This window comes from Amycolatopsis sp. NPDC088138 (genome assembly GCF_044741685.1).
Lineage (GTDB): Bacteria > Actinomycetota > Actinomycetes > Mycobacteriales > Pseudonocardiaceae > Amycolatopsis.
In genome coordinates this window covers 68,213-88,120 of sequence record NZ_JBIUTB010000005.1, presented here as the reverse complement: position 1 = coordinate 88,120, position 19,908 = coordinate 68,213, and the positions used below count along the sequence as shown (strand labels likewise).

The following is a 19,908-nucleotide window of genomic DNA, read 5'->3' as shown; positions in this document are numbered from 1 at the left end:
GACCGCGGTCTTCTCTCCGGATTCAGGAGGAATTCGGGGAGGCGACCACGGTCCGGTTCACGGCAGCGCGGAACACACCGGCAGCCAGCTCGAAACCGTCGCGGCGGACCCGGTGTCACCCAGGTGGTCCCGCAGGCCCAGCGCGAGCCGGATCAGCTGCTTCAAGTGCCGCAGCCGCAGGATTTCCGCGCTCTCCAGCGTGGTCCACACCGGACCGAGCCGGCTCGCCTCGGCCAGCCGGTCCGGCGTCACCACGGCGATCACCTGCCGCACCACCCGATCGGCCGTGAGCGGTGAATCGGGCAGGGAAATTCCCGATTCGGCGAGTGCCGACGCCAGTGCGAGCCTGCGCGTCAGCACTTCGTGCCCGCTCATCAGCCGGCACTCTTCGAGAAACGACAGCACTTCGTCGGCCACGCGGAGAAACCGGTCGAATTCGGCCTCGGACAATTCCTCGGCCGATTCCTCCGGGTGCCGGAGCTCCCGCACCAGCGGCATGGTCAGCGCCTGCACCACACCCAGCCACGGGCTTTCCCCGGCGGCGGCCGGGAGCCGGCCGCCGCCCTGCCACCAGCCGAAGCGCTCCCGCAGCGACAGCCGGTCGAGGTCCTCGACCCCGGTGACCATCAGAAGTGGATCCCCAGCTGGCCGAACGCGTCCTTGCCCAGCTTCATGATCGGCTCCCAGAGCGCTTCGTCGCTGCCGACGAAGTGCCCGCTGCGGCTGGAGATCTCGATGCCGAAGTACCCCATGTCGGCCGAGCCCGCGATGGTCGCCTCACCGGCGGCCCGCACGGACGCCCCGCCGCTGAGCACGGCGTGCGAGATCTCTTCCCCGTGGACGGTGTGCGGCATGACCACGAGCCTACCGTCGTCGAGGATCGCCCACTTGATCTTGCCTTCCAGGTCCGACCGGGCCAGCACCGAGTCGAGCTCGGCTCCGGGCGCGGCGGACACCGGCCGGACGTTCAGCCGCTCCGCGGTGGCGAGTTCCTGGGGCAGGTCCCCCGGGAGCTTGTTCGGCAGCGGCTTGCACGTGTTGTGCACCAGCAGGCCGAGCGGTGTCACCCGGTAGTCGTGGTCGGTGTCGACCTCGAAGTTGTAGACGGTGGCGGGCGCCGCCTCCCGGGTCAGCGACGTGACCGCCGCCCGGCCGCCGTCCTGGGCGTCGAGCTCGTCACCGGCCTTCAGGTCGGCCGCGCGGGTCCACCCCTTCCCGGTGACCCAGAACGGGTGCTCGGTCGTGGCCTTCACGACGGTCGTCCCCACGGTGACGGCGATCAGCGCGTCGGTCTTCTTGGTGAAGGTGGCGACGACCGCGCGCAGTTCCGAACGCCCGGTCACCGGGTTCTTCGCCCAGACCCGCTCCCCCTTGGCGACCTGCTCGATCGGTTTCGGCCCGGTGGCGGTCCGCACGATCGTCCCGGCGGGGAAGCAGTTCCCGACCCGCGCCGCTTCGATGATCTCCTTGCCCCGGCCCAGGAAGGTGCGCGCCCGGGCCACGTCCTCGACGAACTTGCCGATGCCGGAGATGACCCGCCACAACGCCTTGCCGACCTCGAACGCCTTGATCGCGGCCAGGCCCAGCGACGCGATATCGACCGCGCCCATGATGCAGTTGACGATGCCCGGGTCGTTGATGCAGGCCTTGATGCCGCCGATGAACAGATCGATCAGGATCTGCCCGCCGTTTTCGATGATCCAGTCGATGATGGACTTCTCGGTCAGCGCCTTCGCCTGGTTGTACTGGTCGACCAGCTCCTGGCCGCCCTGCGCGCGCAGGGCCGCCTCGTCGTCCGGGGTCAGCGGCCCGGTGCTCGGGCCGGCCGCCTGGTTCTTGGCGTCCTCGGCCGCCCGCTTGTCCGCGGCGATCTTCGCCGCGTCGTCGGCGGCCTGGGCCGCCTCGGCCGCGTCCTTGCCCGCGGCGAGGGCCGAAGCCCGCGCCTGCTCGGCGTACGTCTGGGCCGCGGCGGCCGAGTCGTTGGCCCGCACCGCGGACGCCCGGGCCCGGGTCGCCGACGAGGCGGCCGCTTTCGCGTCCCGCTGCGCGTCCTGCGCGGCTCCCCTGGCCTGCCGAGCCGACTGCGCCGCCTGGTCCGCCGACTTCTGGGCGTCGGCCGCGGACTTGCGTGCCTGCTCGGCGTAGATGCCGGCCTGGTCGGCCTGCTTGCGCGCCTCCGTGGCCGCTTGCGTGGCTTCGTCGGCGGCGTTGCGGGCCCGGGCCGCCGCCTCGGCGGCGAGCGCGGCGTTCGCCTGGGCCGTCGCCGCGACGCTGGCGGCCTCGGTGACGTACCGGTGCACGTCGGCCGCGTGCGTGGCGGTGTCGATGTCCCGCTGCTCGGCGTCGAACCGCTCGTTGCCCAGGAACTTCTTGAGCGACGAAACGGGTCCGGACAGCGCCGCCTGGGCCGCGGCCTGGACCTCGGGCCCGCCGGTGGTGAGGAACTGGGTGACGGCGATGCGGTCGTCGTGTTCGGCGGCCACGTACTGCCCGGTGCGCAGGAACCCGGCGATGTCCGCCGCCGTGCCGTTGAGCGCGCGGTTGGCCGCTTCCTTCGTCGCCGGCCCGCCGTTGTTGAGGATCAGCTGGACCGCGACGCGGTCGTCGTCGGCCTTGCCCGCGTAGTCCCGGGTGCGCAGGAAGTCGGAGACCTGCGAGGTGGTGCCGGCGAACGCGGTGCGCGCGGCCTGCTGGTAACGCGGGTTGTCCGAGGTGTCCCGCAGCACGGCGACGCTCGTCCGGTCGTCCTGCTGGGCGGCGGAAGCGAGTCCACTGCGGACGAACTGCCGCAGCCCGGCTTCGTCACCCGAGAGCGTGGCCGCCGCGGCCGCCTTGGTCCACGGGCCACCGGACCGCAGCAGCTGGACCGCCGCCTTGCGGGTGTCGAGGACCACCGTCTCCGGGGCCGTCGCCGGGTTGGCTGCTTCGTCCAGCAGGCGCTGGGTCTCCGCCGATCGGGCCGCTGCCTCGCCCGCCTTCCACTCGCCCGCGGCCTTGCGGGTGTCCTCCGCCTGCTTGGCCGCCTCCGCGTCCGCGATCGCCTGGTCCCGCTGGGCCTCCAGGCGCGCCGCGTCCGCGTCGCGGGAGGTCTTCTCCAGGTTGGCCGCCTGGGTGGCCGCCGTGGTCGCCGTGTCCGCCGAGGCCTTTGCTGACGCCGCATAGCGAGACGCCGCTTCCGCGTCCTTCTTCGCCTGGTCGGCCGCCGCCGCGGCCTGGTCGGCTGCCGTGGCCGCCGCTTCTGCGTGCGCCGCCGACGCGTTGGCCGCGTCACGGGCCTGGCGGGCCGCCGTCGCGGCCTGGCCGGCCAGGGACTCCGCCGCGTTCGCCGCGCGGTTCGCGCGCGCCGCCGCCGCGCGGGCCGTCGCCGCCGCGCTCTCCGCCTGGCTCGCGTCCGCACCCGCCGACCGCGCGTACCCGGCCGCCTCACTCGCCGCGGACGCCGCCGCGTCGGCGTTCGAGCTCGCACTCCGCGCCGCACCCGCGGCCCGGCCCGAAGCGTCCGCCGCCTGGCCCGCCGCGTTCGCCGCGTCGGCCGCCGCACGGGCGCCGGCCGCGACGTTGCGCGCGTCCACCGCGGCCTGACGGGCTTCGGCCGCGTGGGCGCCGTCCGCCGCCGCGGCCGAAGCCGCCGAGTACGCCCGGGAACACGCCTGCTCGGCCATCGACGCCGCCGTCGCGGCCTGGGCGGCCGCGTTCGCCGCCACCCGCGACGCGCGGTTCGCCTCCGCGGCCGCGCCGATCGCGGTCTTCGCCGCGTCGGCCGCACTGCGCGCGGCGTTCGCGGCCCGGCTCGCCGCGCCGGCCGCCTGCACCGACGAGTCCCGCGCGGCCTGCGTCTCGGCCGCCGCCCGCTGGGCCGCTTCCTTCGCCCGCTGCGCCGCGGCGATCGCGCGGTCGGCCGCGTCCTGCGCCTGCTTCGTCTGCGCCGCAGCCTGCGCTCCGGCGTCGCGCGCCAGGTCGGCGAGGTGCGCGACGGTCGCGGTCTCCTGGTCCCGTTCCGCGGCGAGCGCGTAGCCGGTCTCGAGGAACGCCTGGATGTCCTCGACCGTGCCGTCGAGCGCGCGCTGCGCCGCCTTCTTGACCTCCGGGCCGCCGGTGGTCATCAGCTGGCTGACCTTGATCCGGTCGTCGTCGTTCTGGGCCTGCTGCCGCCCGGAGTCGAGGAACTTGCGGACGTCGTCGTCGGTGCCGTCGAGGGCCTTCTGGCCGGCCACCTGGACCCAGTGCCCGCCGGTGGTGATGTACCGCGAAACCTGCGCGCGGTCGTCGTTGCGCCACGGCTGCTGCCAGCCGGTGGCCAGGAACGTGTGGACGTCGGCGGCCGAACCGTTCAACGCCGCCTGCGCCGCGCGCTGCAGCCCCGACCCGGCGACGGTCAGCAGCTGGCTGACCTTGATCCGGTCGTCGTGCTCGGCCGCGACGGCCTTGCCCGTGGCCAGGAACGTGTGCACCTCGGCGTCCGAGCCGATCAGCGCCGCGGCCGCCGCGTCCTTCGTCGCCGGCCCGCCGGCCTGCCACACCGCGACGACCTGCGCGCGCTCGGCCGGCCCGGCCGCGGGTTCCGCCGCCGCCGCGGGTACCGAGAGCGGCCCCGCCCCCACCGCGGCCACCAAGGTGACCACCAGCGCTGTGCGCGCTCTCGCGCCGAACCTCTTGACTCTCACTCCGCCCAGACCTCCCGTGCGCACCGGAACTCGTCGCCGTCACGGGGGAAGCGCGCATGAGAAACCCGGCACCGCACACCCGGGTTCCCCGCGCACAAGAAAGAAAGGGCTTTCCGCCCTGGCTATGCCCTGGATCCTCCCCCCAAAGCGGTCAAAAAGTAGCAGAAGTAAGGAACACTCCGGAAGCCGCAATCGGGTGAGCCGGTGATCACAGTCAAGATCACGGTGGTGTCCGAGCCCACTGGCGGGCATTTGTTGACTCCGCGCCGAGGTCGTGATTAGAGTCCGGATCGCGTCCGCTCGGGGTCGGCCGCGATCTCTTGATGTCCTGTCGCGGCGTGTGCAGCGCCGCCGGCCGGTCATGCCGTTTTCGATCCGTAGGGGGAGTCATGCGCACACGCGCGCGTTTCATCGCACTGGCCGTGGGGATCACCGCTCTGGCCGCCACCGGCTCGGCCGCCGCGGCGTCGGCCGCCACCGGCGCGGCACCGGCCGACGACACGCCGCCGCCCATCGTCGAGGACTACTCCTACCCGGGCGCGGCGCAGATCTTCCAGGACCGCGCCCTCACCCTGATCAGCGGCGACGGGCACATCCTGCTCGCCGACTGCGGCCCGGCCGGCCTGCTCGAGGTGCACGCCTACAACTCCGCCGACCACAGCCCGGACCCCGGCCACTACTGCTTCCGGGTCACCGGCACGACCGGCTACCTCCGTCTCGAGGTGCCGTTCGCCTACCAGGTCAAGGGCGACAACCACACGGTGCAGGCGACCATCGAGATCAACGGCCAGAACAGCACCGTGCCGGTCGCCAAGAACGGCTGGACCGGGATCGGCGAAGGCGCCGGAACCGACCCCTCGACGCTTCTGGAGCTGCGCGCTTCGGCCTGACCGGGCATTCGGAGTATCGGCATATACGTCCTTCGCCGCACTCCGCGGCAATTCCTGAAACGGCACGCCCGCCGATTCCGCGGGCGCGGTTTTTCGCGCCCGCGGAATCGGCGCGCACACCGCGTCAACCGCCGGGAAATCGCAGCCGGCACCTTTTCCGACCGTTCTCGTCCCAGGGGGGAACCATGCGCACCCGAGGCCGGATCACCGCCCTCTCCGTGACGCTGCTCGCCGGCGGTCTCCTGACCGCCGCACCCGTCGAAGCGCTGTCCGGCGGCACCGCCGTCCCGGCAGGCACCCATCCGTTCCTCGCGCGGATCACCACGCCGACCAAGGCCTGCTCCGGCGCCCTGATCGACCCGTCGTGGATCCTCACGTCGGCGGCCTGCCTGACGCCGGGCCCCCTTGGAGCCCCGGCCGAAGCCGCCACGGTCTCGGTCGGTGACGTCGACGTGAGCACCGGCGCGGGCCACACCACGAAGGTGACCAAGGTCGTGCGCCGCGCCGACCGGGACGTCGTCGTCGCGAAGCTCGAGGTCGCGGCGGCGGGTGTCGCCCCGGCGGCCGTGGCCACCACCGCGCCGCAGGCCGGGGAAACCCTGCAGGTGGCCGGATTCGGCCGCACCACGACCGAGTGGGTGCCCGCGCGGCCGCGGGTCGCGCCGTTCACCGTCTCGGGCGGCACCGGCGCGGCCGTCACGCTCACCGCACCCGGCGGCGTCGACACCTGCAAGGGAGACGCGGGTGGTCCGGCCCTGCGCGGCAGCGGCGCGGCCGCCCAGATCGTGGCGCTGAACAGCGGTTCGTGGCAGCACGGCTGCCTCGACGTCACCGAGACCCGCCAGGGCAGCGTGGAAACCCGCGTCGACGACCTCGGCGACTGGATCCGCGGGACGATCGTGCCGACGCCGGTGTCGTGCCCGTCCGGCGCCGCGGTCTGGACCGTGCACCCGGACGGCAGTCTCTGGCGCTACGTCCACGCTTCCGTCGCCGACGGCGGGCTGAACTGGTCGACGCCGAACGCGTCGATCGGCTCCGGCTGGACCGGCCGCACGCTGGCCGGCAAGGGCGGCGTCGTCTGGGACCTGCACCGCAACAACGGCTCGGCCGACCAGTACGCCGACGGCGCGCTCAAGCGCTGGGTGTGGACCGGCTCGCACTGGACCGGCGGCGGCCAGGTCGGCAGCGGCTGGCAGCGCTACCTCACCGGCGAGTACAAGAACCGCGTCACGATCGACGAGCAGGGCCGGATCTTCATGGTCGACGACCAGGGCCGGCTGAAGGTCTACGTCTGGGACGACACCGCAGGCTCGTGGGTCAACGGCGGCGGCGACGTCCTCGACACCGGCTGGGCGCGCTTCGACTCGGTCACCGCGGCCGGCGACGGCGTGCTGTACGCCCGGAAGCCGGGCGGCGAGCTGCTCCGCTTCAAGTACGACTTCGCGACGTCGGCGTGGACCCAGAAGGACAAGCCGGTCGGGGTCGGCTGGCACATGTTCAGCGAGATCTTCTCGCCGGGCGGCGACATCCTGTACGGCCGGGGCAGCCAGGGCCACAGCCCGTGGTCGGGCGCGGCCGGGCCGGTCCTGCGCTGGTACCGCTACTCCGACAACACCGACAGCTGGGCCCCGTCGGGCCCCGACCACATGGGCGTGACCGTCGGCTCGGGCTGGGACACCGAGATCCACGTCACCGCCGCACCCGATTCCTGCAAGCTCAGCGGCTGACGCCGCGTCACCTCGTACCAGGAGCAGTTCCCCATGCGCAGAACCACCGGACTGAGATTCGCGGCGGCTTCGGCCGTCGTGCTGGCCGCGACCGCGGCCGGCGCCGCCCCGGCGTCCGCCGTCTCGGCGAGCACCCCCACCGACTCCTACGGCTTCGCCGCCAAGCTGACCGCCGACGGCCGCGCCTGCAGCGGTGCGCTGGTCGCCCCGAGCTGGGTGGTCACCGCGGCGAGCTGCTTCCCGGAGACCCCGCAGGGCGGCGTGCCCGCCAAGGCCACGGGCGCGCTCGTCGGCCGGCCCGGTCGCACCGCGAAGGTGACGAACGTCGTCGTCCGCGGCGACCGCGGTGTCGCTCTGGCCCGCCTGGACACCGCGTTCACCGACGTGCCCGCCGTCGCGCTGCCGGCGACCTCCCTGGTGGTCGGCGAGAAGCTGCGCCTGATCGGCTACGGCCGGACGTCGGACGAGTGGGTCCCGGACCAGCCGCACACCGCGACCTTCACCACGACGTCGGCGACGACGACGGCCTCGCTCGCGCTGACCGGCGACAACGGCGCCGACGCCTGCAAGGGTGACGCCGGCGGGCCGGTCGTCCGCGAGATCGGCGGGGTCACGGAGCTGTTCGGGGTGGCGGGCACGTCGTGGCAGCACGGCTGCTTCGCCGAGACCGAAACCCGCCAGGGCACCACCGCACCGCGTGTCGACGACCTCAACGCCTGGATCCGCGGCCAGGTGCTCGCGCCCACCGCGAAGGGCGGCAACCACAGCGTCACGGTCTCGTGGTCGCCGCTGCGCGCGGAGGACCACGCGTCCTACACCGTCTACGGCGGCACCACCGCGCAGGTCCCGATCGACGCGGCGCACCTGCTCGGCGGCACCTCCGCCACGTCGTACGTCCACACCTCCGTGCCGTCGAAGCAGACCTGGTACTACCGGGTCGTAGCGCGGCCGTCCGGCGGCTCGTCGAGCGAACCGAGTGACACCGTCTCCGCCACCACGACCGCCCGGTCGGTCAGCGACTTCACCGGCGACGGCAAGGACGACATCGCCACCTTCACCCGCGGCACCGCCGGTGACGTCTTCGCCGCGGGCTCGGACGGCACCAAGTTCGTCGGCACCACCGCCCAGTGGGGCAGCAACCTCGGGGCCGGCACCGAGGTCCCGCTGAGCGGCGACTTCAACGGCGACGGCAAGGTCGACGCCGTCGTCTTCAAGCGCGGCACGAGTGGCGACGTCGTCGTCGCGCTGTCCGACGGCACGAAGTTCGGGCCCGCCACCCTCTGGCACGACTTCTTCGGCATCAACGACGAGATCCCCGCCGTCGGCGACTTCAACGGCGACGGCAAGGACGACATCGCGGCCTTCAAGCGCGGCAGCACCGCCGACGTGATCGTGTCGCTGTCCGACGGCACGAAGTTCGGCACCGCCACCCTCTGGCACGACCACTTCGGCATCGGCAGCGAGCTGCCGTACGTCGGGGACTTCAACGGTGACGGCAAGGACGACATCGCCGTGTTCACCCGCGGCACGGCCGGCGACGTCTTCGTCGCCCTGTCGGACGGCACCAAGTTCGCCGGCGACGGCGTCAAGTGGCACGACAACTTCGCCTTCAACGACGAGGTCCCGGCCATCGGGGACTTCAACGGCGACGGCAAGGCCGACATCGCCACCTTCACCCGCGGCACGGCCTCGGACGTCTTCGTCGCGCTGTCGGACGGCACCAAGTTCGTCGGGACCACCGTCAAGTGGCACGACCACTTCACGATCGACGGCGAGGTGCCCGGCGTCGGGGACTTCGACGGCGACGGCAAAGCCGACATCGTGACGTTCACCCGCGGCTCGGCGGCGGACGTGTTCGTCTCGCCCTCCGACGGCACGAAATTCGTCGGCAACAGCGTCAAGTGGCACGACAACTTCGCCTACAACAGCGAAGTCCCGGTGCCCCGGGCGATCGAGCTCCTCTAGCAGACGGGCCTTCCCCCGGGACACGCGTCCCGGGGGAAGGGTCCCACGTCCGGGAGTCCGGCAGCGTGCGCTGATGCATCTCGGTTCGTTGATTCCTGAGCCGCGATCACCACGGCAACAGCTCCCCCCGGGTCACTGCCGGTCCAGTTCCCAGCCGGCCAGTAGCACCCGCCACCGTTCGTTGATCACCTCGGGCGACGCGATCGGGTCCATGCCGGGGTTGAAGTGCTCGAGGATGTCCCGGGTCTTGGTGAAGGAGATCCCGGCTTCCTCCTGCAGAATCCGCAGGAACCCGCCGGGTGAGAGCTTTCCTCCGGCGCGTCTCTTCAGGTGTTCGAGGAGGTCGAGGAACGGAGTCCCCGCGACGACCATCGCCCGTAGTCCGGACTCTTCACTCGGCATTGCGTCCCCCTGCGGGCGAGAAACTCTGACTCGGCATTGGTGTAATGATCGTATTCACCCCTGAGCGTCCGCCGCCGCGGTCCAGGCGCCCGCCGACGCGTTCCGGTCGAGGTGCTGTGCGGTGGATTCGATCGTCCGGGGACCGTCGGCGAGTTACCGACTTCGGTAGGTACCCGGAAACCTCCCACGAACTTACGTTTGTGCTCGTTGCCCGGATCTCGGGGCGACATCCGGATCACCTGGCCGAAGGGCATTTTCATGCGAATGTCGGTGCTTCGAAAGGCTTCGAGGGCAGTGGCCGCGGTAGGAGCCGCCGCCGCGGCGTTGAGCTTGGTCTCCGCGGGGATCGCGGACGCCCAGCAGGACATCATCGGCGGGAGCACGGTCTCCTCCGCCCCGTGGGGCGCCCAGATCTACTGGAACAACGTCACCACCTACGGCGGTTTCGAGTGCTCCGGGACGATCATCGCCCCGCAGTGGGTGCTCACCGCCCAGCACTGCCTGAACTCGCCCGGCATGCACGTGAAGGTCGGCAACGTGACCCTCCAGCAGGGCACGAACGCCGTCGTCGACCAGCAGAAGGCCTCGCCCAACGGCGACATCGCGCTGCTGCACCTCTCGACCGCGGTGAACACGACGTACATGAAGCTCGGCACCGGCAACCCGCCGTCCGGGGCCACCAACCAGATCTACGGCTGGGGCCGCACGCAGGGCACCAGCCCGCCGTCGAGCACGCTGAAGACCGCCAACGTCCGCGTCACCGGCACCAGCACGGACGCCTTCGGCGGCACGGCGATCGCCAGCCAGGGTGTCAACGGCTCGGCCTGGCACGGCGACTCGGGCGGCCCGGAGCTCTCCAACGGCGTCCAGGTCGGCGTCTGCTCCACGGGCAACAACTCCGGTTCGAACCCGCAGGGCACGCAGAACTACGCGAGCGTCGCGTCGAGCCGCAGCTGGATCCGCACCACCGCGGGCGTCTGAGCCCGCCGCCGTGACGGCCTCACCGCCCGGGAGGCCGTCACGGCGCGGCCGGGGCATACTCGCCCCATGAAGTTCCGCACCACGGTCCTGCTCGGCGGCAAGACGGCGACCGGCCTGCCGGTCCCCGACGACGTCGTCGAGGCACTCGGCGCCGGCAAGAAGCCCGCGGTCACCATCACCCTCGGCGGCCACAGCTACCGCACCACGGTCGCGAGCCGCGGCGGGCAGTACCTCGTGCCGCTCAGCGCCGAGAACCGCGAGAAGGCCGGGGTTTCCGCCGGTGACGACGTCGACGTCGAGATCGTCCTCGACACCGCGCCGCGCGAGCTGGAGATCCCCGAGGACTTCACGACGGCGCTGGCCGCCGATCCCGAGGCGCTGAAGCGCTTCGAAAGCCTGTCCTACAGCGGGAAACAGCGGTACGTGCTGCCGATCGGGCAGGCGAAGACCGAGGAGACCCGGCAGCGCCGGATCGCCAAGGCCGTCACGGACCTGCACGCCGGGAAGTAGTGGACGCCCGCACGGTCCTGCGGGTGCTCGAAACCCTGGCCCCGGCCCAGGTCTGGGTCCTGGGCGGCTGGGGCGTCGACGCGCTGCTCGGCCGCCGGACGCGCGAACACCGCGACCTCGACCTGGCGCACCGCCGGGACCAGGAACCCGCCGTGCTCACGGCGCTGGCCGCGCTCGGCTACCGCGAGACGCTCGACCTGCGCCCGGTCCGGTTCGTGCTGTCCGACGGCCGCACCGAACTCGACCTGCACCCGCTGGTCTTCGCCGAGGACGGCTCGGCCGTCCAGGCCGCTCCCGACGGGACCTTCCCCTACCCCGCCGGGTGTTTTGTCACCGGCCGGATCGGCGGCGTCGACGTACCGTGCGTTTCGGTGGCCCAGCAGGTGTTCTTCCACCAGGGTTACGAGCCGGCCGAGCACGACCTCGCGGACATGCGCGCCCTACGCGAAGAATTCGGCGTCGAAACGCACTTCTAGTCCACAACGGACGCTCGCAGCGCCGCCTTGTCCGGCTTCCCGGACGGCGCCACCGGCACCGAGTCCACCAGCTCGAACCGCGCCGGCACCGCCGCCTCCCCCAGCTCGGCCGCCACCGCCTTGCGCACCTCGCCGAGGTCCGGCGAGTGCCCCGGCACCGGCAGCACGAACGCGACCGCCGCCTCGCCGGTGTGCGCGTCCGGCACCGCCACGACGTAGGCCTGGTCGACGTCCGGGTGCGCGGCGATCGCCTGCTCGATCGGGCCGGTGTAGTGGATGATCGCGTTGACGATCACGACGTCGCGGGCGCGCCCGGACAGGTGCAGGTACCCCTCGGCGTCGAGGTGCCCGAGGTCCTGGGTGCGGACCCAGCCCTCGCGCAGCACCTCGGCCGTGGTGGTCTCGTCGCGCCAGTAACCCGCCAGCGCCGACGGCGTGCGCACCCAGACCTCGCCTTCCCGCCCCTGAGGCAAAGAGGCACCGGCCTCGTCGCGGACCTCGATTTCGACCGTGTCGCACGCCTTGCCGACCGACCCGGCCCCCTCGTCCGCCCCGCACACGGTCAGCATCCCGGTCTCGGTCTGGCCGTACGCGTGGTGCATCGCGGGCCCGATCAGCTCGGCCGCCTCGGCGAGCTTGTGCGGCGGCACCGGCGAGCCGGCCACGATCAGCGTCCGCAGGTCGCTCAGGTCGACGTCCTCGGCCCGCAGGACGTCCAGCACCTGGTGCAGCCGCGGCACGGTCATCAGCGCCGCGCTCACCCGCAGCCGCGGCAGGATCCACGGGAAGTCCGGGAGCCCGTCCGGGATCACCGCCGTCCCGCCGGAGAGCAGGCAGAGCGCGGTCTGTTCGAGCATCACGGCGCTGGAGAGCGTGCCGAACAGCAGGAACCGGCCGAACCCCGCGCCGAGCTTCTCGTGGGCCGAGCCCGGCTCGGGCGCCCGCCACACCCGGCCCTCGGTCAGCGCCCGGTAGTCGAAGGCGACACCCTTCGGGACGCCGGTGCTGCCGCTGGTGAACACGACGGTCGCGATGTCGCCGGGCCGCCCGGCGGGCACCGGCTCCTCGTACGCGGAGAGCAGCTCCGGCCCGATTCGCAGGATCAGCGCGCCGGCGACGGTGCCGAGCAGCTCGGGTGACTCGGACGCCTCGTCGACCACGAGCGCGCCGACGTCCTCGACGATGTGCCGCAGCTGCGGCACCGGCAGCCCGGCCCGCACACAGACGACCCGGCAGCCGAGCACGTGCGCGGCGACGATCGCGGCGAAGCCCTCCGGCGTGACGGCGGTGGCGATCCCGACGCCGTCACCCGGCCCCAGCCCGGCGGCCCGCAGCCCCGCGGTGAACCGGCCGATCAGGTCCTTCACCGACGCGCGGGTGGTCACCTCGCCGCCGCGTTCGAACGCGGCCACGTCCGGCGCGCGGTCCAGTTCGGTGAGCAGCGCCTGCGGGTGGACCATTTCGACCGCCTTCCGTCCGGGGCCCCCGGTCTACCGGGCGGATCTCAGAATTTCGGCAGAGACCACACGGTCGCGCACCCGCACCGACAGCACCGCCGACGCCGTGACCAGCACGGCCAGCGTGGCCGCCGCGGTGAGCGTCCGGAAGTCCGGGTGGACGATCGACTGGCCGCGCTGCGCCTGCCAGGTCAGCAGCACGATCAGCCCCGCGTAACCGAGCCCCGCCGTCCGGACCAGCCGTCGCCGGACGAGGTCCGACGAGAGCTGCGGGTACCGGCGGGCGAGCAGCAGGAGCCCGAACGCGACCAGCGGCAGCACCTGCAGGCCGTGGATGCCGACGAAGTGCGGGATCCGCATGTCGCCGCCGGCCGTGCTCCAGCCGAGCACCGGCAGCCCGGGCCCGCCGTCCGCGACGCCGACCGAGTGCGCACCGAACGTCGCGGGCTTGCCACCCGCGTCCAGCACCGCCTGCTGCGCCGGGGTCGGCGAGAACATCAGCATCGCGACGGCCATCCCGGCCAGGGCGAGCCCCGTCCCCCACCGCAGCGCCGAGGCCAGCGCGCGGTCCGGCAGGCGCTGGAACAGCAGCAGCACGACGACGGCCGCCGTCATCAGGAACGCCGCGTAGGCCCCGCCGGCGACCACGTTGTTGATCATCACGTCGGCCGGGGTCGCCTTGTTGAAGTGCAGCGTGTGGTCGCGGAAGATCATCTGGACCACGATCAGGCCGACGTCGACGCCGATCCCGGCCGCGAACACCGTGCCGAACCACCAGCCCGCCCGCCGTCCACGGCGCAGCAGCGACAGCAGCCAGGCCAGCGTCAGGGCGTACGTCCCGATCGACACCGAGAACTTGAGCGGCTTGAGCCAGATGGGTGCGTTGACCAGCGTGCGATCATCGACGAGCAGCCCGAGCAGCGACGCCGCGCACAGCAGCGCCATGGCCCCGGCCAGCACCACCAGCGGGCGGTGCCACGACCGGAGCGTGACCAGCGGATTTCCCTTGTCTGCCATGGTTCACAGCCTGGCCGGGAGGGCGTGCGCGGGCACTGGAGCGCGCCCCCGTCCGGAGGTGGGGCCCTCCCTACCGGGCCCCTGTGGGTAATAGTGCCGTCAGTACGACCGGCAGTTGTGCCGTTTGACCACACCCCCCTTCTTTCTAGCGTGACTTTCACACCGCGCGGATCACCGCGCCAGGGGAATTCGCTTCAGGAAGGAGGTGGCCCGTCGATGTCCAGTCCGGGATTCCAGGCAGATTCCGCTGCCATGACGCGCGCCGTCCAGGGTTTCGAGGAAACCGCGACGAACGCCAAGTCCACGATGGCCAGCTTGGAGTCCGAGCTGACCGAGGCCCTGCGCAACTACAAGGGTGACCAGGCCGTGGCGTTCTGGGACCTCCAGCGCCGGCTGCAGGAGAAGATGACCACGGCGGTCAAGGAGCTCGACACCATGTCGCAGCTCGTCCACACCAGCCACGCGAACTACGGCCGCGGCGACGCCGACGTCCACCAGAGCTTCCAGGGGGTCGGCAACACCCTCGAGGGCTCGGGCGTGATCCCCCGCCTCAACCCCTGACCCGAGAGGACGTACCGATGGCCGACGTCGTCGAAATCAACTTCGCCGCGCTGCAGCACAGCTCGGCGTCCCTGGCCGCCAAGGCCAAGGCGCTCACCTCGCAGCTGGAGCAGCTGCACCAGAACCTCCAGCCCATCACCGCCACCTGGTACGCCTCCGGCAGCTCCGCCGGTGACGCGGCGCGCCAGTCGGAGACCCGGCTGCGCCAGGCCACCGCGGACATCGTCGCCATCATCGCGCAGTTCGGCGGCAAGGTCGGCGAGGCCCACGACCTCCAGCAGCAGCTGGAGAACCGCAACCAGGGACTGTTCGCGGGCTGATCCGCGCCCAGACGTCGGTCGGCCGGTGCGGGAAACCCCCCGCTCGCACCGGCCGACCGGCTTTCCCACATCCCCAAGCGTGCGACGAGAGAGCCGGGACCCGATGCACGACCAGTCGTACTACGTCCACCTGGAATCGCTGAAGGACTTCGTGCGGGAGCTGGAAACCCAGATCCAGGCGATGTCCAAACCGAACGACTTCCTCCTCACCCTCGGCGACGAGCCGCTGCTGTTCGGCGAGTTCGGCGAGGCCGGGTCGCTGGCCGACGCCAACCGCGCCGCGGTGTCGGAGATGCAGGGCCTGCTCGACCAGGTCCGCAGCGCGATCGGGTTCGCGCAGGACGTCACGAACACGGTCGCCGACGGCTACGCGAACGCCGACCAGTCGGTGGCCGGCGACCTGCACAGCTCGGGTGCCGTCACCGGCCTGCTGGACCCGGTGCTCGGCCTCCTCGGCCTCGGTGACAGCAACGGGAGCAAGGGATGACCCACCACCACGACACCGCGCACACGAACTTCGCCGCGTACAGCCATCAGCAGCTGTACGCGATGCTGCAGGCCGGCGACCCGAACAGCGCGCGGCACGCCGCCGACAAGTGGAAGTCCGCCGCGCTGCACCTGCACGAGCAGGCCCACAACCTGAACTCCGAGCTCACCGAGTTCAAGGACCAGTGGACCGGTGGCGCCGCCGACCAGTACCAGCACATGATCGTCGACCTCGCGAACGGCATCGCCAAGGTGGCGCAGACCGCCGAGGCGATGAACGTGATGCTCGACGACGCCGCCGACGCGCTGGTCAAGGCCAAGAAGGAGATGCCGCCGCCGGTCTCGGTGCCGGACGTCTCCCCCTCCGACGTCGCGCTCGCGGTGAACCCGCCGCTGCTGCCGCCGGACGCCTCGCCCGCCGTCATGCAGGCCGCCGCGCAGCAGCGCCAGCAGGCGATCACGAACGTCGAGGCGCAGCAGTCCGCCGCCAACGCCGCGGGCTCCGCGCACGGCAAGGCCATCGCCGTGATGACCACGCTGGCCGGTGAGTACAACGTCGCCGAGGACTCGATCCCGGCGTCGCCGAACGCCGTCGAGACGCCGGTCGCCCCGCCCGCCGGCGGTGGCGCGGGCAGCGTCGGCTCACCCGGCCTCGTCGGCAACGGCACGGCCGACCCCGGCGTCGTCGTCACCCCGACCGACGGGCACCCGCTGCCCGGCGCCGACGGCACCACGCAGCAGCCCGGCACGACCGTGCCGACGTCGAACCCGCTCTTCGGCGACATGTTCACCGCCGGGCTCGCCGCGGCCTCGGCCGCCGCGTTCGGCCGCTTCGGTTCGATCATGCCGAAGGTGCCCGGCTGGGCGTCCGGCAAGGACCCGAAGGAGAACAAGGACGAGGCGCCCGGCACGAAGCTCGGCGGCGGCGCCGGTGTCGAAGGCGGGGCCGGTGGCGGCATCCCGATCGGCGGGGGCGACGCGCCCTCGCTCGGCGGCGGTATCCCCGGCGGTGGCGGCCTTTCGGCCGGCGGCGGCGCGGACGCCCCGGCGGCGCACTCCGGCCTGGCCGGCGACGGCGGTTCGGGCAACGCGCTCAGCGGGCTCGCGGGCAGCGCGGTCGGCGCCGCCGGTGCGGCGGCCGCCAAGAGCGCGATGCCGATGATGCCCATGATGCCGATGGGCATGGGCGGCGGCGGGGACATGGGGTCCGGCCGCCGGATCCCGGCCTGGCTGGTCGAGACGGAGAACGTCTGGGGCCAGTCCGCCCCGGTCGCGCCGCCGGTGATCGGCGAAGAGCCGGACGTCTACTAAGAGAAGAAGAACGGAGGCGACCCGGTGACGGGATCAGCCACGGGTTACCGGGTCGCCCCCGCTCGCCTCGACACGGCGGCGGGAGAGTACGGCACGCGGGCGGACGCCCTGGCCAAGGCGCAGTCCGCGGTCGCCGGGGAGAAGGTGCCGGCCGCGGCCTTCGGGAAGGTCGACGCGTCCGCGGCCGCGGCCAAGACGTTCGAGAAGACGATGACGGAGCTGGGTTCGAAGCTCAGCGACCACGTCGCGCGCGTCAAGAAGCTCCAAAGTGGACTGACCGAGTCGGCGGCCGGGTACCGGCGGGCCGACGCGCAGGTCGCCGCGATGTACCGGGCGCTGATGCCCGAGGATCCCTTGCCCAAGGCGGGAAACCCGGCGGGCATCGGCGGCGCGGCCGACACCGGCGCGTGGGGCCAGGCGATCGCGGCCAACCGCACCAAGGTCTCCGACGCGCTGACCGCCGAGCGCTCGCGGCTCGCGCAGCTCACCGACAAGGACGAGATCGCGCGGTCGCAGGCGCGGATCAAGCTCTACGAGGACATCCTCGCGAACAACCGGCAGATCCTGAAGTTCGATCCGTCGGGCAACGGCCGGATCGCCGAGCTGGTCGGGCACATCGAGCCGGGGACGCGCAACGTCGGGCTGTTCGTGCCCGGCGTCAACACGCAGATGTCGAACTTCGACGCCTACGCCGGCCTCGGGCGCAGCCTGGTGGCCGCCGACCCGACCGGGCGCACCGCGATGGTCGTCTGGGCCGACGGCGTCTTCCCGCAGAACCCGGTGGTGCAGGGACCGTCCGCGAGCTACGCGCAGACGATGGCGCCGGACCTCAAGCACTTCACCGACGACCTGCGCGGCGAGATCTCGAGCCACGCGGGCGACGACGTCACGCTGACCGCGATCGGCCACAGCTACGGCGGCGCGACCGTCGGGCTGGCCGAGACGCAGGGCCTCGACGTCGACCGCGTGCTGCACGTCGAGTCGGCGGGCATGGGCCACGGCGTGTGGTCGCCGTCGGACCTCCCGGCGAGCCAGGCGGGCGTGCAGCGGTTCTCGATGACCGCGCCGCTCGACCCGATCGAGATCGCCCAGGGCAACGCGTGGGGCCTGGAGTGGACCGGCATCGGCCACGGCGCCGACCCGGACACCTTCCCCGGCGTCACCGACCTGGAGACCGGCCGCGACGCGTCCGGCAACGAGCTGTGGGGCCTCTCGTCGCACAGCGACGTGCTCAAGCCGGGCTCGGAGTCGTGGACGAACATGTACCGCGTCATCACCGGCGGCCCGACCACGGCCGACGGCACCTTCGACCCGCATGGCATCCTCGAGAACGGCGTCGAGTTCCTCAACGACGGAGGTGTGCTGCGATGACCACCGAGCTGACTCGCCTGGCCGGCGAGCTGACGGACGTGATCGACAGCGTCGCGGCCGTCTTCGGCTCACCGGCGGACCCCACGGTCGACGGCGAGCTGGACGTCGACCCGACCAACCCCGGCCACCTGCGGTGCTGGCAGTACGGCGTCCGCCTGGAACAGACCGGCGAGCCGGAACGCCGCCTCACCGAAGAGATCCTGCCGACCCTGGAACAACGCGGCTGGCAAGCCCACGACCGCAGCACGGCCCGCGAGCTGATCGCCCGCTTCAGCCGCGAAGGCGCCGACTTCACCGTCCACGTAGCCCGAGCCAGCCACGCAGTGGCGATCATCGGCTCCACCCGCCCCGTCCCGGCCTGACCCACTTCGTGTCGACCCCCCAATCACGAGTGTCGACCCTCTAATCACCCGTGTCGGCTTCCTGATCACACGAGCCGACCCTCCAGGCACGCGAGTTCGCCCTCCCGGTTCAGGGCGTCCGTGATGGGAAAGCCGACTCGCGTGATTGAGGGGTCGACACTCGTGATTGGAGGGTCGACACGGGTTACGGGGTGAAGCGGGAGGGGCGCCAGCCCCGAGCGCGGGCCCGTCGGACCGCGGCCACCGTGATCCCCGCCGCGGCCGCGAGGGCCACGCCGGCCAGGGCGATCGTGCCGGCCGCGACGTCGGACGTCGGACGCGCGGGGGCCGCGGCCGGGATCACCGCGGGCAGCGGGGCCGGGGCGACGGCCGAGCCCGGCGGGGAGACGTCGGCCGGCAACGTGGAGGAGACCGCGGCGTAGGCGTCCAGGACTCCCCAGCCCAGCCGCGGGTCGTGGGCTCCGGACGGCGGGCGGTGGGCCGTCAGCGTGAGCCGGGTGACGACCTGGTCGCCGGTCAGGTTCGGGTGGTACGCGCGGACCAGCGCCGCGACGCCCGCGACGTACGCCGCCGCCAGCCCCGGGTCCGTGACCGGCCAGCGGTGCGCGACCGCGCCGCCCGCCCCGGCCGACGTGCTGACCAGCTCCGCGCCCGGCGCCGCGACGCCGACGTAGTCGCCCGCCTCGGTCTGCACCGGCTCGCCCGCCTGGTTCACCGAGCCGACGCCCAGCGCCCCGGACGTCGCCGTCGGGTACGTGCGCGCGCCCTGCTGGGTCGCCGTCGCCGCCGAAACGACCACCGCGCCTTGAGAACGTGCCCGCGAAACCGCGCCGGACAACGCCGGGCTGTCGAACGCCGCGGGGACGGCCACGAGGATGACGCCCGCGTGCCGGTCGACCGCCGTGTCGATCGCGCCGGCCAGCGCGCCCGGGTCGCCGCCGTCGTTGGACGAGCCGTTCGCCTGCGTGTAGCGGATCGGCAGCAGGTGCGCGCCGGGCGCGACACCGGCGAAGGTCGTCGACGGATCGGGCTGGGCGCCGACGATGCCGGCCGCGATCGTGCCGCGGCCGTCGCAGTCGGTCGCCTCGGTGCCGCCGCCACCCTCGAGCTGGCCGGGCGCGAACTGGGAGTTCTGCCCGTCGACGCCGGTGCCGATGACGGCGACCAGCTGCCCCTCACCCCGCGTCAGCGGCCAGAGCCGCGCCGGGTCGACCAGCCGCTGCCCCCACGGGACGCCGCCGGTGTAGGTGCCGGACGGGTTCGCGCACTGCGCCTCAGGGGCCGCGAAAGCGAGAGTGGGCGAACCGGTCAGCATCAGGCCCGCCACCGCGAGCACCGCCGGAAACCGCACCCCAACCCTCCCCAACGCACGACCGGAAGCCGGTGGCGGAAAGGAACTTCCGCCACC

Annotated in this window: 18 protein-coding genes; 12 read left to right on the top strand and 6 right to left on the bottom strand. The window is 72.6% G+C overall.

Features of this window, described 5'->3' with window-relative positions:
• Positions 1-57 precede the first annotated feature (57 nt).
• Positions 58-627 (bottom strand): hypothetical protein, encoded by a 570-nt coding sequence (locus ACIOD2_RS26820; protein ID WP_400543522.1) that lies wholly within the window; start codon positions 625-627, stop codon positions 58-60.
• Positions 627-4,664 (bottom strand): polymorphic toxin-type HINT domain-containing protein, encoded by a 4,038-nt coding sequence (locus ACIOD2_RS26815; protein ID WP_400543519.1) that lies wholly within the window; start codon positions 4,662-4,664, stop codon positions 627-629. The genes ACIOD2_RS26820 and ACIOD2_RS26815 overlap by 1 nt, the downstream gene beginning before the upstream one ends.
• A gap of 389 nt (positions 4,665-5,053) precedes the next feature.
• On the opposite strand from ACIOD2_RS26815, the gene ACIOD2_RS26810 reads away from it, so the two are divergent.
• From ACIOD2_RS26810 to ACIOD2_RS26800, 3 genes are all read left to right on the top strand, one after another.
• Positions 5,054-5,554, top strand: a complete 501-nt coding sequence (locus ACIOD2_RS26810) for a hypothetical protein (protein WP_400543516.1) — start codon at positions 5,054-5,056, stop codon at positions 5,552-5,554.
• A 185-nt stretch (positions 5,555-5,739) separates the two neighbouring features.
• Positions 5,740-7,281, top strand: a complete 1,542-nt coding sequence (locus ACIOD2_RS26805; protein ID WP_400543513.1) for a tachylectin-related carbohydrate-binding protein — start codon at positions 5,740-5,742, stop codon at positions 7,279-7,281.
• Between the two features lie 33 nt (positions 7,282-7,314).
• Complete coding sequence (locus tag ACIOD2_RS26800) at positions 7,315-9,246, top strand: FG-GAP-like repeat-containing protein (protein WP_400543510.1); 1,932 nt, start codon at positions 7,315-7,317, stop codon at positions 9,244-9,246.
• 132 nt (positions 9,247-9,378) lie between these two features.
• Here the strand turns inward: ACIOD2_RS26800 and ACIOD2_RS26795 are convergent, their stop codons facing one another.
• Positions 9,379-9,648 carry a hypothetical protein gene (locus tag ACIOD2_RS26795; RefSeq protein WP_400543507.1) on the bottom strand — a complete coding sequence of 90 codons (270 nt, stop codon included), beginning with the start codon at positions 9,646-9,648 and terminating at the stop codon, positions 9,379-9,381.
• Positions 9,649-9,912: 264 nt separating this feature from the next.
• Between ACIOD2_RS26795 and ACIOD2_RS26790 the strand changes: the two genes are divergently transcribed.
• The 3 genes from ACIOD2_RS26790 (at position 9,913) to ACIOD2_RS26780 (ending at position 11,615) form a co-directional block, all read left to right on the top strand.
• Positions 9,913-10,629: a S1 family peptidase gene (locus ACIOD2_RS26790; protein ID WP_400543504.1), complete on the top strand. Its 717-nt coding sequence runs from the start codon at positions 9,913-9,915 to the stop codon at positions 10,627-10,629.
• A 66-nt stretch (positions 10,630-10,695) separates the two neighbouring features.
• Positions 10,696-11,139: a YdeI/OmpD-associated family protein gene (locus tag ACIOD2_RS26785; protein WP_400543501.1), complete on the top strand. Its 444-nt coding sequence runs from the start codon at positions 10,696-10,698 to the stop codon at positions 11,137-11,139.
• Entirely contained in the window at positions 11,139-11,615 is a 477-nt protein-coding gene (locus ACIOD2_RS26780) for a nucleotidyltransferase domain-containing protein (RefSeq protein WP_400543498.1), read from the top strand. The genes ACIOD2_RS26785 and ACIOD2_RS26780 overlap by 1 nt, the downstream gene beginning before the upstream one ends.
• Here the strand turns inward: ACIOD2_RS26780 and ACIOD2_RS26775 are convergent.
• Together ACIOD2_RS26775 and ACIOD2_RS26770 are read right to left on the bottom strand one after the other, a co-directional pair.
• Positions 11,612-13,075 carry a class I adenylate-forming enzyme family protein gene (locus ACIOD2_RS26775; protein ID WP_400543495.1) on the bottom strand — a complete coding sequence of 488 codons (1,464 nt, stop codon included), beginning with the start codon at positions 13,073-13,075 and terminating at the stop codon, positions 11,612-11,614. The genes ACIOD2_RS26780 and ACIOD2_RS26775 overlap by 4 nt on opposite strands.
• A 30-nt stretch (positions 13,076-13,105) precedes the next feature.
• Positions 13,106-14,089, bottom strand: coding sequence for a hypothetical protein (locus ACIOD2_RS26770; RefSeq protein ID WP_400543492.1), 984 nt, complete (start codon positions 14,087-14,089; stop codon positions 13,106-13,108).
• A gap of 216 nt (positions 14,090-14,305) precedes the next feature.
• Between ACIOD2_RS26770 and ACIOD2_RS26765 the strand changes: the two genes are divergently transcribed.
• The 6 genes from ACIOD2_RS26765 to ACIOD2_RS26740 all read left to right on the top strand — a co-directional run bounded on the left by ACIOD2_RS26765 (position 14,306) and on the right by ACIOD2_RS26740 (position 18,500).
• On the top strand, positions 14,306-14,650 hold the full coding sequence (locus ACIOD2_RS26765) for a WXG100 family type VII secretion target (protein WP_323332635.1): 345 nt from the start codon (positions 14,306-14,308) through the stop codon (positions 14,648-14,650).
• A gap of 17 nt (positions 14,651-14,667) precedes the next feature.
• On the top strand, positions 14,668-14,970 hold the full coding sequence (locus tag ACIOD2_RS26760; RefSeq protein WP_072480751.1) for a hypothetical protein: 303 nt from the start codon (positions 14,668-14,670) through the stop codon (positions 14,968-14,970).
• A gap of 103 nt (positions 14,971-15,073) precedes the next feature.
• Positions 15,074-15,457, top strand: a complete 384-nt coding sequence (locus ACIOD2_RS26755; RefSeq protein WP_400546090.1) for a hypothetical protein — start codon at positions 15,074-15,076, stop codon at positions 15,455-15,457.
• Positions 15,454-16,767 (top strand): WXG100 family type VII secretion target, encoded by a 1,314-nt coding sequence (locus ACIOD2_RS26750; protein ID WP_400543488.1) that lies wholly within the window; start codon positions 15,454-15,456, stop codon positions 16,765-16,767. Before ACIOD2_RS26755 ends, ACIOD2_RS26750 begins: the two co-directional genes overlap by 4 nt.
• Before the next feature lie 24 nt (positions 16,768-16,791).
• Positions 16,792-18,138: an alpha/beta hydrolase gene (locus tag ACIOD2_RS26745; protein ID WP_400543485.1), complete on the top strand. Its 1,347-nt coding sequence runs from the start codon at positions 16,792-16,794 to the stop codon at positions 18,136-18,138.
• Positions 18,135-18,500, top strand: coding sequence for a hypothetical protein (locus tag ACIOD2_RS26740; protein WP_400543482.1), 366 nt, complete (start codon positions 18,135-18,137; stop codon positions 18,498-18,500). Before ACIOD2_RS26745 ends, ACIOD2_RS26740 begins: the two co-directional genes overlap by 4 nt.
• Positions 18,501-18,684: 184 nt before the next feature.
• On the opposite strand, the gene ACIOD2_RS26735 is transcribed toward ACIOD2_RS26740, so the two are convergent.
• A complete protein-coding gene (locus ACIOD2_RS26735; RefSeq protein WP_400546087.1) occupies positions 18,685-19,815 on the bottom strand; it encodes a S8 family serine peptidase in 1,131 nt (376 codons plus the stop codon).
• Between the last annotated feature and the right edge of the window lie 93 nt (positions 19,816-19,908).

What these genes read in the sequence shown, in the direction of transcription:
- ACIOD2_RS26820 (WP_400543522.1), bottom strand. Translation starts at nt 627, where the DNA reads ATGGTCACCGGGGTCGAGGACCTCGACCGGCTGTCGCTGCGGGAGCGC.
- ACIOD2_RS26810 (WP_400543516.1), top strand. Translation starts at nt 5,054, where the DNA reads ATGCGCACACGCGCGCGTTTCATCGCACTGGCCGTGGGGATCACCGCT.
- ACIOD2_RS26805 (WP_400543513.1), top strand. Translation starts at nt 5,740, where the DNA reads ATGCGCACCCGAGGCCGGATCACCGCCCTCTCCGTGACGCTGCTCGCC.
- ACIOD2_RS26800 (WP_400543510.1), top strand. Translation starts at nt 7,315, where the DNA reads ATGCGCAGAACCACCGGACTGAGATTCGCGGCGGCTTCGGCCGTCGTG.
- ACIOD2_RS26795 (WP_400543507.1), bottom strand. Translation starts at nt 9,648, where the DNA reads ATGCCGAGTGAAGAGTCCGGACTACGGGCGATGGTCGTCGCGGGGACT.
- ACIOD2_RS26790 (WP_400543504.1), top strand. Translation starts at nt 9,913, where the DNA reads ATGTCGGTGCTTCGAAAGGCTTCGAGGGCAGTGGCCGCGGTAGGAGCC.
- ACIOD2_RS26785 (WP_400543501.1), top strand. Translation starts at nt 10,696, where the DNA reads ATGAAGTTCCGCACCACGGTCCTGCTCGGCGGCAAGACGGCGACCGGC.
- ACIOD2_RS26775 (WP_400543495.1), bottom strand. Translation starts at nt 13,075, where the DNA reads ATGGTCCACCCGCAGGCGCTGCTCACCGAACTGGACCGCGCGCCGGAC.
- ACIOD2_RS26770 (WP_400543492.1), bottom strand. Translation starts at nt 14,089, where the DNA reads ATGGCAGACAAGGGAAATCCGCTGGTCACGCTCCGGTCGTGGCACCGC.
- ACIOD2_RS26765 (WP_323332635.1), top strand. Translation starts at nt 14,306, where the DNA reads ATGTCCAGTCCGGGATTCCAGGCAGATTCCGCTGCCATGACGCGCGCC.
- ACIOD2_RS26760 (WP_072480751.1), top strand. Translation starts at nt 14,668, where the DNA reads ATGGCCGACGTCGTCGAAATCAACTTCGCCGCGCTGCAGCACAGCTCG.
- ACIOD2_RS26755 (WP_400546090.1), top strand. Translation starts at nt 15,074, where the DNA reads ATGCACGACCAGTCGTACTACGTCCACCTGGAATCGCTGAAGGACTTC.
- ACIOD2_RS26750 (WP_400543488.1), top strand. Translation starts at nt 15,454, where the DNA reads ATGACCCACCACCACGACACCGCGCACACGAACTTCGCCGCGTACAGC.
- ACIOD2_RS26740 (WP_400543482.1), top strand. Translation starts at nt 18,135, where the DNA reads ATGACCACCGAGCTGACTCGCCTGGCCGGCGAGCTGACGGACGTGATC.
- ACIOD2_RS26735 (WP_400546087.1), bottom strand. Translation starts at nt 19,815, where the DNA reads ATGCTGACCGGTTCGCCCACTCTCGCTTTCGCGGCCCCTGAGGCGCAG.